This is a genomic window from Ruegeria sp. HKCCD3925 (genome assembly GCF_057221175.1).
Map to the genome: position 1 here is coordinate 1 of NZ_JBWVBI010000012.1, position 19,586 is coordinate 19,586.

A 19,586-nucleotide genomic window follows, 5' to 3' on the forward strand; every position below is an offset into this window, starting at 1 on the left:
AACCAAGCAGGATCGCAGATACCAAACGTTTCAAGTAGCTTGCCAATTGGGAAGCTGGTTGGATGGTGGCTTCAGTTGCATTGTTCATACCTGTAGTCCCCGTATTCCAGCCAGTTTGCCGAGCCTTCGTTAAAAATCAGAAATTCGGACCTGTCTTCACCAAGAAGGGCGACGACAAATCCGGCCGGTGGCTCAGAGTTTCCGAAGTAGCTGTAGGCTGTCATGGCTCTGATCGACTCGCCGTTAACCGCTGCTCGCGCGTCCCACTCCCCCTCTGGATTGTCCAAAATTACGGGTTCGATCACGCGTTTTTTCGCTCCGCCACCACAATAGACGATGCCTTCGGGCGCTTCGTAGGAGGTCTCTTGGCTAACTTCTGAATCGCACGCAGAACGAAGGGACCGAACTGCTGCGCTGGAACCTTTCAAGTCAAAGATTCCGTAGCTGACATCTTGATCAATCATCGACAGGTTAACCGATGCATTGGCCGCAAGCTGGCCCAGTACAAAACCATAGTCCTCTTGACTATTGAAACTGACCTCGACGGGATAGTTATCAACGATCTGTACGGCAGCGTTTTCTGCGCCAACCTGAAATGCTCCAACTTCGGTGGCTCCGTTCTTCAAGAAACGAATGGAAAGCCCCTGCTTGTCCGTAATGTCCTGGCTGTCCTCATATCCAGCCGGAGCAAAGCGAATACGGTTACACTGAAGTTCCAGCGTCATGTTTCCGGTTTGAATAAATGCATTGGGAATAGGCCCAGAGTTGAACGACCACTCCGCTGATGCAGTGGTCGCCATAACCATCATTAGCGTCCCAGTGGAAATCGTTTTGAAACTCATTTTCTCTCTCCATGGTGTTACGGTTCGCACTGTCATTCAGGCTGAGATTCCGGCCAATTGCCCCGGCAACCAGGTCAGGAAACAGGTTCGCCGTATTCGTTTGCGCCTTCTTCCGAAGGGCGCGTCAACCACCAGATCATCAGAATGGACAGAACCAATTGAAGAATTGAGACAACAACAATACCGGTCACGCCCACGACGGCCGCAGGTCCTCGCAAAGCATCGGGGTTTTCGGCCCCTTGCCCCAATACCGAAAAGAACGCCACCCCACCCAGCATAACAAAAAGCGTTGTAATGCTGAGCGCCATCGGCAGCAGCAAGTACCAGCCAGGTCGTCCTGTATCATGCAGCCTCCGCCAACCGGCGGCCAGCATAGGTATGAGAACAGCCAATTGGAAAACAGAGGAAATGACGCGAGATCCTTGCCCAGTTTCTGGATCGGTCCCGAATATGATCGTATCCAGCACAGCCAAAGCAGCACTCACGAGTACCACAAACAAGAAGAACCACCAGTATTCTGAACGTATAGCCCGTCCGGAGAACTGGAAGTATTTCGAGAAACACGTTTTAACTGCTTCACCAAATCCCATCTTTCAATCCCTTCATTGTTTTTGTGCGGCCTCAAATCGCTTCGCCGCTCAGGGGAACACACTCTTAGCTCCCACTTACTTTTTTGTTTGAACGCAGAGGCCTATCGTACGAGAGCGTAGAGAAATTTACGCGCGGAAAAAATATTGATTTATTAAATATTAGATTCAAACATGCGAATTCGACACAACTTTATTTTACCTCCGTTGTTGTCGTTGCTGCTCGCTGTGCCGAGCCCTTCCGACCGCTGGAGTGAGTGCTGGTGGTCGGAAGGCACTTTACAATGATTGAGCGCTGGGAGGACGCAATGCTCAGACTAAACGTACTCGCCCTATTTCCAGAGTTTACTCTAGCATTTGCCAGTGACTTCATTCGGCCTTCACACGTTAATGTCGGCTTCGATAGTCAATGAAATATTGTCCCGCCGACCAAGCCCACCGCGGTAAGTTTTGGGAAAGGTAGTCACAGGATCAAGGTATATTCAATTGGCTGCACAGACGCGAGAACTTCAAACAAGCCCATCCAATTTCACTAATTTCAAGGGAACCAGAGGGAGAAGAAAATGTCTAACAAGATGGTGATGATTGTAGGCGCGACATGTTTCGCACTGCTCGCGGCCTGCGACGATACGAGTACATCAAGCGCGTCTGCCGAACCCACACCCGCTCAGCAGGCATGTTTGCGAGATGTAGCCAACACGACGAACAATTCGCAAGTCGTGGTGCTCTCATCCGCGTTTAGCGAGGCGGGAACACAGGTCACAGTCGGCGTTGGCGAGGATCGTGCTCCTTGGAATTGCATTGCTTACAGTGATGGCGCGACAGCTGGTATCGAATTTCTGGGCGACGAAGGCGCATTGTGACCTGTCTGCTGCGTAGCTGAAAATGGCTGCGCAGCACTGGCTTGATCTGCTGAGGCTCGACTTGGTTTGTAGAACCACCATCATCGTATTCGCGATCTTTTACCTGTTGGCGTTGACTGCGTTCCTTACAGGTACATTTGGTTGGTTGGGACAAGAAAGAGACCCTTTGTCGGGGGTGTTCCTTTTGCCGTTGGGACTACCTTGGATACTTCTAGCGGACTTAGTCTCGGAGTCAGCCAAGCCGTGGTTTGCGGCGATTGCACCGATGCTCAACCTGTTGGCGCTGGTCTTGATTTGCAGATGGACACGCAGATTGCGCCAGTAGTGGTGGCTGAACTCTTTCTCACCAAAAGGGAGGAAAACATGGGAAAAGTAATCTTGGGAATTGTCATCGGGCTCGTCCTCGGCGTGGTTGGGGCGATGACCTTGGGTGGCGGGGCCGCGGTGGGTATCGGCGTTGCGACAGGCTTGTCCGCCGGTGTCTGCACCACACTGAAAGGAGCACAAGCCGAGAACCTGATCACCGCCGAGCAAGCGGATCAGATCCTCAACCGCGTAAATTCCGAAATGGCATCACTGCAAGGAATTGAAACAACGGGCGAGATCGTCGGCAGCGCACAGGCATGCGATGAATTTCTGTCAAAGTTACGAGAAGCCAAGTGAGGTTCCGATTTGCACGGAACAAAACTCCAAGGATTAGCCAGCAAGGGACCATCTGATGAAATTCGCTGTACTCAAGTTACTCGCACCGATGTTCGCAATCGCAGGCACGGCTTCGTTTGCAATGTCTGAAGCAGACGACGCGTGTATCGATCATTTGCGACAGGTTGGAGGACCAGACGGTCAATCAGGTACGATTGAAAGCTCAGAGTTCTCAGAAGCGGGCACGCTCGTCATGTTACGTGACGCAGGCGGAACACTTTGGCGCTGCATCGCGTACAAGGATGGAAGCATCGGCGAGATGTCGGTTGTCGAAGCGATGGATGATGGCGGTGGAGCCATGGCAGGCGCCGCCGGGACTACTGGTAGCCAACGCGTCAAATTTGATTCTGGTTCAACTGGCGCAGAACTCGTCGGTGAACTCGCGCCCGGAGCGTCGCAGCAATATGTTCTTGGTGCGAAAAACGAACAGTTTCTTTACGTCCGCGTTGCTCCGCGAAATGGCTCCTTGGACTACGTTATTCGCAACCCAGATGGTTCTGAACTGTTGGGATTGATGTCGGCGGACAAGGAGTATCGAGGGCAGCTTTGGCAATCTGGTGATCATATTGTGGAGGTTATCAATCGCAGCAACTCTTCCGTCGACTACAACGTAATTTTCGGAATTGAATAGGTGATCAACCAGAAACCCGGAAATGTATTCCCGAAGAAGCTAGGAAAAACAGATGAAACCCAAGTTCCTATTTGTGATCGGCACGGCGTGTACTGCTGCGCTTACAGCATGCGACGAGAATGACGGATCGGTGGATGCAAGTGCACCAACTGTAGGCAGCGCTAGCGATCTTTCGTCATTTGAAGGGGCAAGAGCGGGCCAAGCTGAAATGGGCATCCAAAGTCTCGGATTTGAACTCATCCGAAGCGAAGGTCTGACCTCGTACTGGTTTAACAAGGATACTGGTGCATGTGCTCGGATCACGACATCCGAGGGAAGGTACTCAGATGTAGCTATGCTGCCATCAAGTGACTGCTGACAAATTTCCATCAATCCCAAATCTGAAAGAAGGAGCTCACACTTGCATTTCGACCTGGCACATGCAGCGGTCATCATTGCCGCTCTAGTAATCACAAACCTGGCATTAAAATCGGCTGGCGTGATCAACGAAGACAACAAGCACCAATGGAACTGGAAAGTTGTTCTAGCCTACTTCGTAGTCGTCGTTATCATCAATCTGGTGTGGCCCATCTAAAGTTTCACAACGGAAAGCTAATCGCCCACTTGAAATGGTTATCGTGAACCAGCCCTTCCGAGAGATTATCAGGTCGGAAGAGTGTGACCATCGAGGGGTCAAGAATAGGAAGGAGCTGGTATGCGGTTTTTGGCGACCCTCATATTTATTGGTGTTCTGACAACCGCTGCGAATTCTGACGTTACCAGTCGAAATGGCGGTCCAAGCGACAGTCAAATGCTATCAAAGGGTGGTGACGGAGGCGTCGATGGTGTCACTTTTTTTCGCCCGGTCTTAAGCGGTGTCCTGTATCGATCCGGTTTCAAGGGTGGCGACAAGGATCGAACGGGCCTAAGTGAGGGTCAACGCGAAACTCTGTGCGGTGAAGGGTTTTCAACCGGGTTTTATGCCGACTTTGGCAAAAACACCGAATACGGTCGCACCACTTGTGGAAACGGATCCTTTGACTATCAAAGTGCCAGATCCTCCCGACCCGGTGCTGTCATGGCTTCCATACACGAGGTGATTCAAAACCCTGGAAAAGGCCCTGTCCTGGTGCATTGCATGTGGGGCGTTCATTCCTCGGGGGCATTGTCCGCAATGGCGCTCGTTCAATTTTGTGGTTGGACGGAAGAAAGGGCCAAGGAATATTGGAATGATGCCCGAAACGGGGCGCCTTGTTCAGGCGGATGCGACAAGTGGATTGACGCAAAGTTCTCCAACTTCAGTGTCGACCCAAAGTTGAAAATCTCCACCGAACAACAGGCAGCGATTTGCCCTAAATGATACCGGGAGGACTATTCAAATGAGGTTCAATCTTCTGGGGTCACTTGCTTTCATTGCACCCACTGCCTTGTGGGCGAACGACGATGTTCTGGGTGAAGCCACGACATTTGATAGTCCCAACGGCATTACTGAACGCTGTATTCGGATCGAAACAGTTCCGACTGGCGAGTACAAGGACAGCGATCTTGAGGAAGAAACTGCCTATTGCGAGATCGATTTCTATGCCTCCGAAATTGCTATTTGCCCAAAAACCTGGAGCACCAGCCCAGGAATGGCCGTCTACGATATCTCGGAAGGACCTTACGTGGGGAACCGTTCTGAATTCGAGAGAAACGCCTGCAAAGAGGGGAAGGCAGCAAAAGATCTGGCCAAGGACAGGGTGGCTAAATTCAAGTCCACCATGAACCAAAAGGGCACCAGTGGAACGTTTTCAACCTCGTCGTTGCTTTACTATCATTTCTCCAGATATTTCGACGCGACTGTCAAAGTTCCAGTCGCCGTTTGGCGTAGCATGGACGCCCAGGCGCATTTCTCCGAGGTTGCAGAGCCTGGCCTTGCGATTTCTGGTGGCTCTCGCGGCGGGCGCATGAACCATGAAGGCTGGCGGGTCTTTGCAGCTGCGGACGCCGACCCGAACTCATACCAACCGACCGATGATCTATTCACCGCAGATCGAACGCAAATATACGGTGTACTGCTTGATAGTCCTGGGCATCGATATGGCTCAGAAATCAACGGCACCCGCAAATCTGGTTGGGGAAAAGGTCAGAACCGCGATTTTCAGGAAACTCCCGCTTTCTTAGCTTTGCGCTCTTCTAGGCCATTGTTAGAGGCAATTGCAGAGGGCGTCGGAAAAGGCCGAAGAGACCGGATGATCAACAAGGATCTCGGCCCCGATGTCAGTGACCTACAGATGGCATTTTGGATGCAAGAACTTACCGAGATTGTTCTACTCGACTTCATCTTCAGTCAGCAGGATCGTGTAGGAAACATAGACTTCACACCCTATTGGTATTGGGTCGAAGACGGAAAGCTGAAGCATAAGAAAGCCAAGCACCATCAGCCGAACGATGGAGATATTCCCGCCGACGCATTATTGATCCGTCGCAGCAATCTAAACGACAACGATGCTGGCGGGCGTGTCGAGTATGCCAACTTCGCGAAATCTACTCAAATGCTGGAGAAAATACGCCACTTCTCTCCAAGCACGTATCGGCGCTTGGTTGCATTGAATAGTGACCTTCAATCCCAAGGCCCGGTCTATGACTGGCTATCGCAAAGCTTTGGTTTGTCAGACAGTCAGATTGCACAAGTTGTCAAAAATACAGCGCTGGCAACGTCCATTCTCCAGAGCAATTGCTCAAATGGCGATTTGATGTTCGACTTGGATCCTGTCGCATTCTTTTTGAGAAATGGCACCGAGGTAGAGGCTGTGGACTGTTATGAACCGTAGGTGTTCTGCTCTTATTGCGGTGTTCATTTGGACCGCTGTGCTAACCTGCAAGGCCGCGGCATTGGATGTCATCGTCATATCGGATCTGAATGGAAGCTATGGTTCAGTAAGATACGATGCGCGCGTCGACAAGGCGATTAAGCGGATAATCGAGATTGATCCAGATCTGGTGATTTCGACCGGAGACATGGTTGCGGGACAGCGCATTCCAAACTTGTCAGACAAACAGGTCAGAGAGATGTGGAAGGCGTTTCACGAGGCCGTATCAGATCCTTTAGAGGCTGCCGGCATTCCATTTGCAGTCACGCCAGGAAACCATGATGCCTCTGCGTACCGTGGGTTCGAGCGTGAAAGAAAAATATACGCAGAGGAATGGGTTCCGAGAAAACCAGACGTCGATTTCCTGGTTTCAGATGACTACCCGTTCTTCTACGCATTTGAGATGCAGGGCATTACGTTTGCGTCTCTGGATGCAACGACCCTAGGACCTCTATCCGGTGACCAGCAGGACCGCCTACAGGAACTGGGTGCAGACGGAGACCCGATTGTCACTTTCAGTCACCTCCCACTTTGGCCGTTCGCGATCCAGCGCGAACGCGAAATCATCGGTGATCCAACACTTGAAAAAATCTACCTGGAAAGCGGTGTTGTTCTGCATCTGTCAGGCCACCATCATGCCTTCTACCCCGGTTGGAAAGACGGTGTGGCTTATGTCTCTCAAGCTTGTTTGGGAGGTGGTCCACGGTGGCTTATTGGCGATAGCGCCAGATCACCTCACAGCTTCACTCATATTACGTTCCAGCCGAACGGAGAGTTTGGGATAGCAGTATATCGAGGGCCTGATTTCGAAAGGTCGGTAAACTTCAAGTCGCTCCCGAAAGAGATCAGATCCCCGAATGCGGTGTTGAAACGCTTAGACCTTGTCAAATGACTAGAGGTTGAGTTTCAGTTCGACTTTTTCAGGGACCAGATCATTTATCATCCCTTCGATCCGGGCTTCCGTCAGTCCACCCGAGGTGATGAAAAGCAATGAAACGCGAGATTTTCCGGGAACGTGGTGTTTTCTGACCAGCTTCCAGCCGGCGTCTGCGGCCATGGCTTCAATGGCACCGCTGACTTTCAATGAGTGCTCTTCATCTGAAGCTTTGAGCGAAACTTCCACGCCCTTGTTTCGCCCTCCGAGCCAAATGAAACACCAACATACAACCGCCACCAGTGTGGCCATCAGCGGCAAGCCCAAACCGACCGCAAGACCAAGAACAGTCACGATTATCATTTCGACAGTGTCCACCGGATCATCGAGATTGGAGCGGAACCTGAGCAACGCTCCGATTCCAAATATGACAAAACCGATCATTGACCCGTGCTGAACCACCAGGAAACCAACCGCCATGCCGATAAGCGCATACAGGAAGAAAAGCCTTGGCATAACTATGTCGCGGACGCTTCTACGGGCTTTACGTCTCACCGGATGATAGACGATCAAGCCAGCCAGAATGATCGTGACGATCACATCGAGAGTAAAGAAATACAGTTCCTGTTTGCCACGAAACTGCGTCCACCGGCGTTCGATAACGATTTCCGACCCCGAAGCCCCGGCCAGCATCGTCGCAGGGTCGACTTGTGACACCGCAGCACCTGGCAACAGCAGCATCAACAACACGGTCACAAATGTGAGGGTCGTATTCAACTTGTCTTCCTTCCTGCTCAGGCCAAAGGCTTACGCTTAACCAAAGGCACATCGTGCCCTATTCAATTCAATCGCAACAGGCGGGATCAGGTAAAGAGATTACAGTGCATTCTTCGGACATCGTATCCGGACTGTGATACGAACGCTGAACAGGGATGTGGTCCAAGCGCGAGAGAATCCAATGACAGAAAACAGAGTGTTTTCGTCAAAAGCTGAAATTTCACGGTGTTTCTGCAAACTTAGACGACTCGCTTTTGCGGCCAGCTTGGTTGCGGCAGCCTTCTTGCCTTGGACCGATTTTGCCTACGCCGAAAGTGCTGGTTTGGTTCTGGTCGATAAATTTAAGGTGGCAGACAAATCAGAGGGATTTTCGGAGCCTTCCGGTTTGGCAATGTCTAACGCTGAAGGCTTCTTGTGGTCTGTAAGTGATGCCGAACCTAAACTGCACCTACTCGGAGTCGACGGGGTATTAGGAAACTCTTTCAAGTTACCAGCATTGGTAGGATCAGATTTGGAGGGCGTCGCATCACGAAAAGATGGGACTGTTTTAGTACTTCAGGAAACTGATCGATCAATTCTAGTCGTTCACCCGACTGACCCCATTCAACTAACTACAATCCCTCTCACATCTCTCAAAGGCTACTCGGACGCCGCTGAATTGCTCGTCGGTAATCCTTTGAACAAGGGACCTGAGGGCATCGCCGTCGACACGGAATCCGGGAGGGTCTTCATTGGCATTGAAGGACAACCAAGGTTGTTAATGGTCGTATCACCAGCGCTAGACGAAATTGTTGAGATCATTCCTTTAGCCCGCGATGCAGGTTTTATCTCCGAGCGTGTAGATGATGATGAACTGGATTTGAGTGGCCTAGCATGGTCCCCGTCCTCACGTTCTCTTTGGATTGTGAGTGACAAAGGCCGTCAAATCTTCGTCTACAATCCAGAGTCCAAGGCCGTAAAGTCTATCAGTTTGACGTTCACAGAAGATGGCAAACAAAAGGAAGTTAAACATCCCGAAGGGATCGCTCTCGATGAGACCAGAGGGCTTCTCTATATCCTGACAGACGATGCCAAGAAATCGCGGCTTTATGTTTTTAATATCCCCAAATTTTGATCGCTAGAGAATGAAGCCCACATCGCCACAATAGCTTCCGCAAGTTATTGCAGCTAGCTTACCACTCCTCTTCGTTGGTCCACCCTAATCAGAACCGAACACTTAAGTTTGCACCCAGGCCATGTTCTTGGCCATTGGAGCGAACCGAATAGCCATATCCTGCCGTTAGTCTGGCCAGCGCAGATATTTGATAGCCCAGTCCTAGCCCAAGCACGAAGCCGTTTGCTCCTCGGTTTTGTCCGACTTGTGTAAACGTTCCAAATAAGGGGCTTGTAACTGTGATTTCGTGCTCACTGTCTTTGTTGGCAAAGAAGTCGTATTCGTATCGAGCAAAGGCGATTGGGGTGAGTAGCCCGTTGTCAGTCAAGAAATCTTGTTGATAGTCAATCCCAATTGATGCGACCAGAGACTCTGCGTTCGCTTTTTCAATCGAGTAATTGAAATCACCACCGCCCGTCTCTGTGCCTGAACCTTGTTGAATACGCCCGTAGTTCAATCCGAAAACCGTAGAAACCCTTGCACCGCTGTCCAGGTTAAACAGCTTCCGTGCCTGGATACCGGCATGGATACCCTCTTGGTCCAAATCAGACTTTGCCTCGCCCCCCGTAAAGCCATCAACAGAAGGGTTATTTCGCTTGGCGTCGGTTTCACCGAACATGTAACCGACCAGCCCGGAGAACTCCCAAGTTCCGGTTGTTGTGCGCCCATAGACGCCCACATGATAGCTGTCGGTCGAAAAGTCCTGATCGACTTGATCGTGTTCATCCATGGAGGATGTCCCAAAACCTGCGTACACGCCGACCACACCTCTATCGGTGCTTGCGACATCCGCTCCGACCAAAATGGTGCCCAGCGAATAGTCGAATGTCCCGAGGCCGTTACTTCCATCAACGTCCCCGCTCACATACGCTGTGTCGATCCACCAGCGCCGATCAGAGCAGTCTATTGCTCCGCTAGGGGTCTGGGCCAAGTCGATATCGCCTGCTGCAACGGGTTGATCCTCATTGCTGAAGCCAACTGCTTGATACTTGCGGCAGTCAGCGTGGCTCAGCACGGTGTTGGTTATCAGGTCAAGTTGCTCCAAACCAACGGTCAAATTGGAGGAATAGGGTTCTGCGTGCACACGATTAAACCCAGCCAAACCTGAATTGGTAAGCGTGTTAACTGCATTGCCCAAGGTTGTGCCGTTGGTCAGAATGGTTCCAGGTGACTTGATTGCGGTGTTGGCCACCGCACCAGCAAGGTTGCTTGCATTGGGTGATCCTACAACTGCTGGATGCTGCGGTAAGCTCGAGACAGGGAGGGTCGAAAACGCAATATCAATTCTACCGTCCGCGGTTGGCGTGTTTGAGATACTCAGACTGGATAGGGCGGGCAATGATCCTCCGGCAACAAGAGTTGGGGAGTTTCCATCGAAACTCGAGGCTTGAAAAACCGTGTAGTCGTTGCCAGCAGCATAGTCCTGCGCAGTCAGGCCTGGACGAGCGGCTTCGACTTGTATGGTGGCGCGGTTAATCCCTGTCACGGGCCCGCTGGATGACACCAAGTCAGCTTTCTGCCCGGCCGTCGGATCGACCTCACTTAAGAGCCTTGACCCAGTTTCAAAAGCGATTCCGCCGCTATTGTTGAGCGTACCAATTGAAAAGCCCGGCGAAAGCACCCCTCCGTTCTTAACTGTGAAGCTGAATGCGTTCACGGTTCCCGTTCCGGCAAGCGTGCCAAAATTCTCAAAGTTTACGGTGTTCAAACTGCTTGCGGCATCAAGCCGAACAGTCGTGCCTGCGGCTATCGTCATATCACTGGTTGAAGAAATCGAACTGTTCGTCAGTGTGAAATCAGAAGCCTCAGCAACCCGAGTTTGGATATAGTACGCCCCGAAAACCACTTCGGTAGCCCCCATAACAGTCAGGTTGTCGTAAGTTAACGGCCGGTCTGACTGGAAGTAAACTTCAGTGGGGTCGATATTCGCGCCGTTGAACGGAACGAACGTCATTGATCTGCCGGAACCAATCGAAGTTCCAATGAGGTTCACTCTGAGCTTCCCGTTGATGTTTGTTGCCAACGCTTCCCGGGATACAAAGTCTCCGCTGCCTGCGGCGACATCAACATTCAGAAGAGTTAACACGGAAGCATTACTTGGAACGGTATTTTGGCCCGGGACATACAACTCTATTTTACCAGAAGACGTGATCGAGGAGTTTCCAATTGTAAGTCCTGTAATGGGTCCGTTTGGAATCGGCAGACACGTGCGTTCCGTCGTTGAGATTGTTTGATTACCGCGAGTGCTTTCAGATCCAGAAGCGTACTCTATCCGGGGAGAACCCAATTCCACGCAGGCCTGTGAGCTTTGGGCTTGTACTTTGGTTGACGACATCAAATAAGCCAAGATTAAGAATGCGAAATTCGCCAGAGTGATGCGCTGAGCAATTCGACTTAGTGGGAACGGCCTATTATTTGTCACCAACTTTCTCCTCTCGCGGTACAAGCGAAGCTACCTCAACTTAGGACTTGAAAAACAGAGATTATCTTTTTGGATTTTATGTTGTGGCATATGAGCAAGCTCACAACACGGGAAGGTCAGCGCAATGCAGACCTGCTCGTGCAATTACTGCGAGGCAAGACAAGCCGGGTTTTGCATTCCGACCATACCCACCTTTGCGTAGAAGCAGTCGCAAAAGGTCAAGCCTTGAAACGATTTTCCCGAGCTTGACGGGCGCTGAACAGCGCCATTGAGTATAGGCATGGATCATTGGATTTCGGAGTCGATAGCTAAGATCAATGCAGATGCTCACCGCTCCGCCGATACGCACCTTTTCAAGCTAGTAGGCCAAAACTTCTGGACCGAGATTGATCTGATCGAGGGCGCGTCCCTTATTCGAGAAACTCGACGAAACCAATTTGAATTTTGAGTTTCAGAGTTTGCCAATTTTCGACAAGATCTGAAAGCTGGTTGACTGAAACCAAGAGAATGAAACAATAAACTGAGCAATGACACGGAGTACGAAGATACTGTTGGCGCTCACCGTATTGACGGTCGGGTTATGCATGTTCCTAGCGGGACGTGCGGTCGAACGTTACCAATATGAGGAGGCCTGCCTAGACTTGGGCGGAGGTCGCCATCCTGGAGATTACCCGATTTGCGTTTTGGAACAGCGTTCTAACTGACGGACGCGTCTCAGTCACGCGGTGATTGGAACAACGAAACTACGAGCACAACGACGCCAATTGCTGCGAGAATGAAAGTCAGCGGCAAAAAGAAGCTTTCTTGCAGAACGCCGTTTGGGTCGACACCGCCATAAAACAGGTGCTCTGAAAGCCCACTTAGTGCTGCAAGGAAAAGGATGACGATACCAAAAAGGCGAAGTTTGGTCATGTCAGGTCTCCAAGGGAAATGGGCCAATAGTTAGCATCGTTTTTCATACCTGTGAATTGAGGAGCCTAGTTCTTCAATACCTTGATTGCATCGCAATCCAGCCGTAGGCGCGTATAATGCGAATATGACAAGAGATATTGAAGCTAACGCTAAGACAATCGCTGATGCCCTGACCTCTGCCCAGCAGATACCTAAACTGTCTTCAGAGGCAGGACAGCTATCGCTGGATGACGCATATTCGATTGCTAGTCGTGTCCGCGAGATTTTGGGCAAAGAAAGAGTTGGCAGAAAAGTCGGCTTCACGAACCGCACGATTTGGCCTGTTTATGGTGTGGATCAACCCATTTGGGGAGAGGTTCACTCAGATGGGCTGTTTTCGACTGATCAGCCGGTAAACTTGGCAAGGTATTCAGAACCGAGAATCGAGCCAGAAATCGTACTTGGCCTCGGCGATGCGCCGACGGCTGAAATGAACAATGAACAGTTGGCAGGTTGCGTGGAGTGGGTCGCTCCAGGGTTTGAAATCGTGCAATCGATTTATCCCGACTGGAAATTCTCAGTCGAAGATTCAATCGCAGCACAAGGATTGCACGGCTGCCTTGTTCTTGGCGACAAAATCGCGGCGACGCATGATGTTTTGATCGGCTTGGCCGAAGTGCCACTAGCATTGTTCAAGGGCACCGAGGCTATCGAGTCCGGCAAGGGTGAAAACGCGCTCGGCGGCCCAATTGAAGTCCTGGCTCATCTTGTGTCTCTGCTCTCCGAAGCCGACCAGATTCAGGGAGGCGAGCTGGTTACAACCGGTACTTTGACAGACGCATGGCCAGTGTCGCCGGGCGAACAATGGTCAGCTGGTTTTGGTGGCGTGATGGACACCGAGCTATCCGTACGATTTACATGAGTCTTTGGTAGAGTGGTGACGCCTACTGCACCAAAGAAAAGCTGCTCTCAATAGCTGACCATGATGGTCTTCCACTGGTTTCATCAATTCTGGGAAGCAAATTACACGATGCTATCCAAATCAGATTACATGATGTTTCTCAGGCACCCTGCCTGGCTATGGATCAAAAAACACTCCAGGCATCTGTTGCCGCCAATTGACCCCTCATTGCAAGCACGCTTTGACGAGGGGCACGCGTTTGAGCCTTTTGCAGAGGAGCTTTTTGGTGATCTCGTTCGCCTCGGTTTTTCAGATTTTGCAGAATACCAGGCTCTGCCCGCGCGCACGTTAGAAGCCTGGAGGAACGGTGCAAACGCAGTGGCGCAGGGACGCTATGAAGATGGAACCATAACTTGCATCTCCGATATCGTGAGCCGCAGCGGCGATGGGTACGTTCTGACAGAGATCAAGAGCGGGACTTCTGCAAAGCCCGAACACACTTTTGATCTCGCTTTCCAGCTTGTCGTGCTTGAGGCAGCCGGGTTCCCCATTGCGCGATGCGAAGTCGCACATGTGAACCGTGATTACATCAGAAACGGCGAAATCAATCCGCAAGAGCTTGTCAGCATCACTGACATCACGGATGCGGTGACTGAGCAGCTCGAAAAAACACGCACGCGTATCGATCAGGCATTGAGCGTCGTTGCCAGCGGTACGATGCCTGATCCGTCCCCCGAACGTGCGCGCCTTAAATCCTATGGTGAATGGCTGGAGATCCGCGAAAAACTCGACCCACCTCTCGCGCAGGACACTATCCACCGCCTTCCGTTCATGAATGCGGAAAAAGCCTCGGAACTCATCGCAAATGGGATCACAAAGATTGACGAGATCAGCGATCCATCTGTATTGGGCAAGTCGACGCAACGCTACTTGAGAGCCACGGCGAATGGTGGGCGCACAATCGATCATCAGGAGTTGAGCAGGTTTCTGAGCGAGATTGTCTATCCGGTTTATTATTTTGACTACGAGACGTCTCAGAGTTTGCTGCCACCCTGGGACGGAACGCGTCCCTATCAGCAAGTGGCTTTCCAGTATTCCTTGCATGTCCAGCATGAGCCTGGCGGAGAAATTGAGCACAGGGAGTATCTCCACCGAGACGCCAGTAACCCGATTCCAGCCTTGCTGAAAAGGCTTCGTGAGGACATAGGAGACGTTGGCTCTTTAGTGGTTTGGTATGCGCCGTTCGAGAAATCGCGCAATACGGAAATGGCGGAAACTTATCCAGAGCATGCAGAGTTCCTGGAAGGCCTAAATGCACGCGTTGTAGATCTGATGAAGCCGTTTGCGGATGAAGTGATCAACGATCCTGCGTTCAAAGGAAGCGCCTCTATCAAGGCCGTTCTTCCAGCGTTTTTGCCAGAACTTTCATACGATGATCTGGACATCAAAGAGGGGGCGAGCGCGTCTCGCCTTTGGAAGGACGTAACACTGACCGAACCGGATGATCCAGCGCGCGAGAAGGTCTATTCTGATCTTGTGGCGTATTGCACGCGCGACACCTGGGCGATGGTCGCAATTCATCGGGAATTGCTGGCGATGTGAGGTGTGCTGCGAACCTCAAAACAACTGGCGGTGCTGCTCCCCTAGGAAACTAGGCGATTTGCCGGAGTTATGGCGCCCCCAACACTTAATCTTGCCACTCCAACCGATACAAGACGTGGTGACCGCGTAGACCTTTCAGGAGTCTTGGTTCTATTTCAGAAAATGAGAAATCGGTTCGTCCTCCGACCATGGCGCGAGTCGCATCTGAAACGAGTATCTCGCCTGCCGCACCAACCGTAGTTATGCGTGAAGCTTTGTTGACCACAGTGCCAAAAAAATCTCCACGAGATTGCACGACATCACCAGTGTGAATTCCAATCCGGACACCGAAAGACGGCTCCTCGGAAGCCGATGCAATAGCCTTCTGAATCTTGACAGCGGCCGTTAGCGCTTCCTTCGCGGACGGAAAGACGGACAACGTTCCGTCTCCAAGGGATTTCACGAACTGGCCATGATACTTTTCAATGATCGCCGCCAAGACTTGGAAGTGGTTTTCGATCAGCACCGACCAACGCTGATCGCCCAACGCCTCCGCCAACGTTGTGCTGCCCTCCACATCAGTGAAAAGTACTGAAGCCAAACCTTCGGTTTGGATCAGCTCGGGTCCATCTTCGCGCGCAGCATCAACCAGTTTTTGGATGGCCAGCTGCTCTTTACCCACGAGTTCAATATTTGGAGTTGGCACTGAAGCGTGGCGATTGATGATCTTCCAGGCTGCTCCCTCCAGGACAAAAATCAGAACGGTGCGGTAAAAGACGGCTTCATCAAAGCCGACAAACTGAATCTTGTGGACGAAGGATGACCATCCCGTCTCTCCGTTTTCGAAGGCCTCAGCTTCAACTTCTTCGAAAACGACTGGTGCCGGGATCTCCGCGAAAAAGCCGCTAACCCCATCGCGAACTGCTTGCCCGCTCCAAAACTCACCTTCTCCTGTCCCAACGAACCGTAGTTCATCTGCTTTCGACAGAAAATCCTGCAACTCGTCAGTATTCTTCTTGGTTCTGAGTATTTCATACCAACGCCTCGAAACCGCCAGCAGCTCAGGTGAGGAACGTATCATCACAAATGACTCGAGACGCTAAATGGAATGAGGCTTACAAGGTCTTGCAACCGGGATCTCCATTTTTCGAAAGATTCAGGTCAATGCTGCCGCTGAGGTTTGGTCAGATCAAGACTTTTGTATTTCTCCAGAACGGAGCGCATAAGACGCAGATCAAAAGACGCACGTCGGTTCAGAGCGAACTATCGACGGAGTTTCTGAGTTCGAGTCCGGATCACAGGGTATCGAATCGTTTCGCTGTCGGAGAGCTACTCGACGCTGTACTGACCCGCAAAATAAGATGCATGAGTGTATCGGGCACACGCTAAGCTAGAAGGTTCCCAGAACTACGCGGTGAAACTCGAAGTGCAGCAAGCGCCGTCTTGACATGGCTATGCGAACTGGTTCAGCTTGCGGTCATGACGTACACACGCATCCACTGCCATCGAATATCGGCCTGAGGTCGATAACCCACGCGAAATCCGTGGGAGGCAGCATTGGTATGCGGGCGAGGCTTATATCCTTGTAATTGCTCCAGATTAGAGTGCACGAGTCGGTTCGATTCCGACGCCTCCTACCATCCTCAGGAGGTGTCCGACATGGCGGGCGACGTCACGAACGCAATTGATTTCAAAGACATCAAACAATCGGTCGAGGAGAGCCTCGGACGCACACCCGAAGGCTGGTCCGGCTTGCCAGATCTCGAGAGGGGTCTTCCATCTCAACAAGACCAAGTTCTGGAGAATGTGACTGATGGATGATGTCGAAAAGCGCTGGAAGGAATTCCGGGAAAAGGTCCGAGGTGTGATCGAGGACCATGGAGCGCCAGATGATCTCCGATCTTTTGACGTCTGGTACAGCGAGGAGATGCGGTTGGTGATGGCGCACAACTACCCAGCTCCGCACGTCTCTGACGTAACATGGTCGACCGAGGGTCTGCATGTCGAGTGTGATGACCTCGAAGTGGTCGACCGTATGATGACTGCTATGGCGGAGGTTTTACACGATCTCAATGAGGCGCGGGCCCGGAGGTCAGTGATGAGCAGTGTTGTCGACTGGAATGATATTCATGGAAGCGTCTTCAAGCAGCTTGGTGAGCATCGTGCCGGGTGGGCGGAGCAGCTTACGCTTGCACTTGAGAAAGTGAAGAGATTGATCGACGAGCAGCCCGAGCTGTTTGGCGATGAACGCCCGTCCATCGTTCAGATCAAACAGAAATGGGGAGGCTTGCGCGTCTATGAGGGCCCGGGCTGCAACCAGGCTACGAGTGAAGAGATTCAATGGCGTGTCGATCAGATTGAGCAAACCTGTGAAGGTTGTTCTAATTCTGCCCAACGCCAGAGCATCCTTGGGTTTGTGACGACGCTTTGCAGCTGGTGCTACAATGATGCTCTGCGGCGGCGATTTGAGGGCGCCGAAGAATCCTGGCCCGACAGCCTGAGGCTGGACATTGTGGAAAACTATCCAGACCTCGTTTCTCCGGATTGCACATCTCTTGTTCCTGCTGTCGGAAAGGGCTGGCTCGTCATGATTTCGCAAGCACTCCACAAGCTTTCCTTCAGTCAGGATTCCAGGGCACTGGACCCTGGAACTATTCAGATCTCAGATATTAAGAAAGGCCAGGATGGCAAGATTTCCATCGGTTTCAGTCGATACCACGATCTCATTCAGGAGTACGCTGACTGGATGGAATTTCGATGCGGTGTGACGTGTGAAGAGTGTGGCCACGTTGGTGACGTCGTTCGGACAACCGACAGGTCTCAAGCGCTTTGTTCTCACTGTTACTGTACTCGGGAGAAGTCTGATGGGTGATGACGACGACGTTGAGGTGGACGAAGAGACGATGCGTTTGCTGAAGCTATTGGAAGCTGAAATCGCGGCCGGTCGAGCAAAACTAACCAAGCCGATCAGCGCAGATGAGATCCGGGCACGCAAGATTGCTGAGCCGAAGGGTAAGGCAGATGAGTAACGAGACTACAGAAGAGGAAAGCCCAATTTTCGTAATCTGCGAGACTTTGGTGAACGGCAAACTTCGAGAGATTGAAGGAAAGGAGATCACTGTAAAACCAAACAAGATCTTAGTCTTGACGACCAGTGTCGAGGATGTTGAGTGATGACAGATGATTTTTCAGAAGAAGAGATCTTCGGGCGCCCGTTACAGGATGTTCCTCTGGATGACTTGATCGCAGAGTTGCAAGCTCGTCGCAGAGAGGGTCCGGAGGTCTGGCTTGCATTGCGCAAAATGATTTTCGAGCAAATCGCCGATTTTGCACAGCGTCCGACCGATGCGCCCAAATGGCGGGATGAATGGGTCAAAGAGAACAACTGGAATCTAGTGACTGACGACGATGATGTCGAGATCACTGATGGCAGCGGCAACGTGTTTGACGACCTCGGGATCGAAGACCCAAGGAAGAAGACTTAGTGATGGGGGACGAGCATTTCAGCTTGATCTTATCCGCTGTGATCATTGTCGCGTTGGCGATCTACGTCAGACACATCGTCTACACCGCTGGAAAAGATCGCGAAGTCGATCCAGAGCGAGTGCAAAGGATCATGCGAGATCTGGACTACAGCCACCTGGACCGAGTGATGAACCGGCGAAGGAAGGGGTAGCGGGATGTTGAAGGTGGTTGTCTATGTTGGTGATCACGAGGTCGCCCGAGCTGTGGCTGAGAACGCTTCAGAACTCGCGGACGTGTCCGATTACAATATCCGGATGAACGAACGTGCTGCCGAGCGGTTTGGCATTCAAGAAAAAGGTCTCAGCGGCCGGATTAAAGGCCACCCTCGAAATCAGACGGTCTGGAGGCTCGTCCGCAAAATCGCAGACCTTTGGCTTGCGGGGACCGGCGCGGGCGAAGAAAGCGCTCAGGCAAAGCTGCTGCCGTTGATCCGTGAGTCCATTCGCGAACCAGACGAGAGGATCGAAAAGGCATCGAACCAGAATGACGATTGGAATGCTGTGATCAAACAGATTTCTGATGACGAGCCGTATTCCCTGGGCTTCTACGCTGACAAATTTGAGTCGTGGACAGCGGACGAGATTGAAGCTCTTCGATGTGATGTGGTTGAAACAGCTACAGAGGAGGAACTACTGGCCGAGATCGAACGCCGGCGAAGAGCTGGTCTACTGCCCAAGGGGCCCTCGAATGATGGCTTCTCAGATCTGGTTGATGATCTCTGGGGCAATCTCGATACAGACCCAGACCGCTAGTACAGTTACCTGCCGCCATTACCCAATATTTTACATACGAAGTCTTATATGGCGACTGTCGCTGTAGTAGTGCGCGCTTCTTCTAAGCGCCTCTCCTGCTAGGAACCAAAGCGCCCCGGACAAGCATTTCGCCAACACTGCTCTGCGGAACCATGTACTACCAGTCTCTACGATGAGCATGGTTGACCGCAACCAGCATGAAGCAGGCATTCACAATCACGCTTTTCAGTTTTGCACCAAGCCATTCACTAGGA

General features: G+C 51.6%; 21 protein-coding genes and 1 tRNA gene. 16 read left to right on the forward strand and 6 right to left on the reverse strand.

Going from position 1 to position 19,586, the window contains the following annotated elements:
- Positions 1–71: 71 nt before the first annotated feature.
- Entirely contained in the window at positions 72–842 is a 771-nt protein-coding gene (locus AC2TEM_RS21160; RefSeq protein ID WP_480856398.1) for a hypothetical protein, read from the reverse strand.
- 74 nt (positions 843–916) lie between these two features.
- Entirely contained in the window at positions 917–1,432 is a 516-nt protein-coding gene (locus tag AC2TEM_RS21165) for a DUF805 domain-containing protein (protein ID WP_480856399.1), read from the reverse strand.
- Positions 1,433–1,992: 560 nt separating this feature from the next.
- Between AC2TEM_RS21165 and AC2TEM_RS21170 the strand changes: the two genes are divergently transcribed.
- From AC2TEM_RS21170 to AC2TEM_RS21195, 6 genes are all read left to right on the forward strand, one after another.
- Positions 1,993–2,292: a hypothetical protein gene (locus tag AC2TEM_RS21170; RefSeq protein WP_480856400.1), complete on the forward strand. Its 300-nt coding sequence runs from the start codon at positions 1,993–1,995 to the stop codon at positions 2,290–2,292.
- A gap of 300 nt (positions 2,293–2,592) precedes the next feature.
- Positions 2,593–2,955, forward strand: coding sequence for a hypothetical protein (locus tag AC2TEM_RS21175; protein WP_480856401.1), 363 nt, complete (start codon positions 2,593–2,595; stop codon positions 2,953–2,955).
- Between the two features lie 55 nt (positions 2,956–3,010).
- Entirely contained in the window at positions 3,011–3,625 is a 615-nt protein-coding gene (locus tag AC2TEM_RS21180; RefSeq protein WP_480856402.1) for a hypothetical protein, read from the forward strand.
- Between the two features lie 400 nt (positions 3,626–4,025).
- A complete protein-coding gene (locus AC2TEM_RS21185; protein ID WP_480856403.1) occupies positions 4,026–4,199 on the forward strand; it encodes a hypothetical protein in 174 nt (57 codons plus the stop codon).
- 784 nt (positions 4,200–4,983) lie between these two features.
- Complete coding sequence (locus AC2TEM_RS21190; protein ID WP_480856404.1) at positions 4,984–6,417, forward strand: hypothetical protein; 1,434 nt, start codon at positions 4,984–4,986, stop codon at positions 6,415–6,417.
- Complete coding sequence (locus AC2TEM_RS21195; RefSeq protein ID WP_480856405.1) at positions 6,407–7,348, forward strand: metallophosphoesterase family protein; 942 nt, start codon at positions 6,407–6,409, stop codon at positions 7,346–7,348. The genes AC2TEM_RS21190 and AC2TEM_RS21195 overlap by 11 nt, the downstream gene beginning before the upstream one ends.
- Here the strand turns inward: AC2TEM_RS21195 and AC2TEM_RS21200 are convergent, their stop codons facing one another.
- Entirely contained in the window at positions 7,349–8,107 is a 759-nt protein-coding gene (locus tag AC2TEM_RS21200; protein WP_480856406.1) for a DUF4956 domain-containing protein, read from the reverse strand.
- A 181-nt stretch (positions 8,108–8,288) separates the two neighbouring features.
- Here AC2TEM_RS21200 and AC2TEM_RS21205 point away from each other — a divergent pair, with 181 nt between their 5' ends.
- Complete coding sequence (locus AC2TEM_RS21205) at positions 8,289–9,221, forward strand: SdiA-regulated domain-containing protein (RefSeq protein ID WP_480856407.1); 933 nt, start codon at positions 8,289–8,291, stop codon at positions 9,219–9,221.
- An 88-nt stretch (positions 9,222–9,309) separates the two neighbouring features.
- Here the strand turns inward: AC2TEM_RS21205 and AC2TEM_RS21210 are convergent, their stop codons facing one another.
- Both AC2TEM_RS21210 and AC2TEM_RS21215 read right to left on the reverse strand, forming a co-directional pair.
- Entirely contained in the window at positions 9,310–11,595 is a 2,286-nt protein-coding gene (locus AC2TEM_RS21210) for an autotransporter family protein (protein WP_480856408.1), read from the reverse strand.
- Positions 11,596–12,396: 801 nt separating this feature from the next.
- Complete coding sequence (locus tag AC2TEM_RS21215; RefSeq protein ID WP_170408632.1) at positions 12,397–12,594, reverse strand: DUF3955 domain-containing protein; 198 nt, start codon at positions 12,592–12,594, stop codon at positions 12,397–12,399.
- Positions 12,595–12,679: 85 nt separating this feature from the next.
- Here AC2TEM_RS21215 and AC2TEM_RS21220 point away from each other — a divergent pair, with 85 nt between their 5' ends.
- A complete protein-coding gene (locus AC2TEM_RS21220) occupies positions 12,680–13,495 on the forward strand; it encodes a 2-keto-4-pentenoate hydratase (RefSeq protein ID WP_480856409.1) in 816 nt (271 codons plus the stop codon).
- Positions 13,496–13,702: 207 nt separating this feature from the next.
- Positions 13,703–15,076, forward strand: a complete 1,374-nt coding sequence (locus AC2TEM_RS21225; protein ID WP_480856410.1) for a DUF2779 domain-containing protein — start codon at positions 13,703–13,705, stop codon at positions 15,074–15,076.
- Positions 15,077–15,161: 85 nt separating this feature from the next.
- On the opposite strand, the gene AC2TEM_RS21230 is transcribed toward AC2TEM_RS21225, so the two are convergent.
- Positions 15,162–16,136 (reverse strand): adenylate/guanylate cyclase domain-containing protein, encoded by a 975-nt coding sequence (locus AC2TEM_RS21230; protein WP_010443175.1) that lies wholly within the window; start codon positions 16,134–16,136, stop codon positions 15,162–15,164.
- A 465-nt stretch (positions 16,137–16,601) separates the two neighbouring features.
- Here AC2TEM_RS21230 and AC2TEM_RS21235 point away from each other — a divergent pair.
- From AC2TEM_RS21235 to AC2TEM_RS21265, 7 genes are all read left to right on the forward strand, one after another.
- Positions 16,602–16,695: transfer RNA gene (locus tag AC2TEM_RS21235), tRNA-OTHER, on the forward strand.
- Between the two features lie 19 nt (positions 16,696–16,714).
- Positions 16,715–16,876: a hypothetical protein gene (locus AC2TEM_RS21240; protein WP_170517544.1), complete on the forward strand. Its 162-nt coding sequence runs from the start codon at positions 16,715–16,717 to the stop codon at positions 16,874–16,876.
- Positions 16,869–17,927: a hypothetical protein gene (locus AC2TEM_RS21245; RefSeq protein ID WP_480856411.1), complete on the forward strand. Its 1,059-nt coding sequence runs from the start codon at positions 16,869–16,871 to the stop codon at positions 17,925–17,927. The genes AC2TEM_RS21240 and AC2TEM_RS21245 overlap by 8 nt, the downstream gene beginning before the upstream one ends.
- A complete protein-coding gene (locus tag AC2TEM_RS21250; RefSeq protein WP_010443179.1) occupies positions 17,920–18,084 on the forward strand; it encodes a hypothetical protein in 165 nt (54 codons plus the stop codon). Before AC2TEM_RS21245 ends, AC2TEM_RS21250 begins: the two co-directional genes overlap by 8 nt.
- 144 nt (positions 18,085–18,228) lie before the next feature.
- Positions 18,229–18,540 carry a hypothetical protein gene (locus AC2TEM_RS21255; protein ID WP_480856412.1) on the forward strand — a complete coding sequence of 104 codons (312 nt, stop codon included), beginning with the start codon at positions 18,229–18,231 and terminating at the stop codon, positions 18,538–18,540.
- A gap of 2 nt (positions 18,541–18,542) precedes the next feature.
- Positions 18,543–18,731, forward strand: a complete 189-nt coding sequence (locus AC2TEM_RS21260) for a hypothetical protein (RefSeq protein ID WP_037321980.1) — start codon at positions 18,543–18,545, stop codon at positions 18,729–18,731.
- Positions 18,732–18,735: 4 nt separating this feature from the next.
- Complete coding sequence (locus AC2TEM_RS21265; protein WP_480856413.1) at positions 18,736–19,332, forward strand: hypothetical protein; 597 nt, start codon at positions 18,736–18,738, stop codon at positions 19,330–19,332.
- Positions 19,333–19,586: the final 254 nt, after the last annotated feature.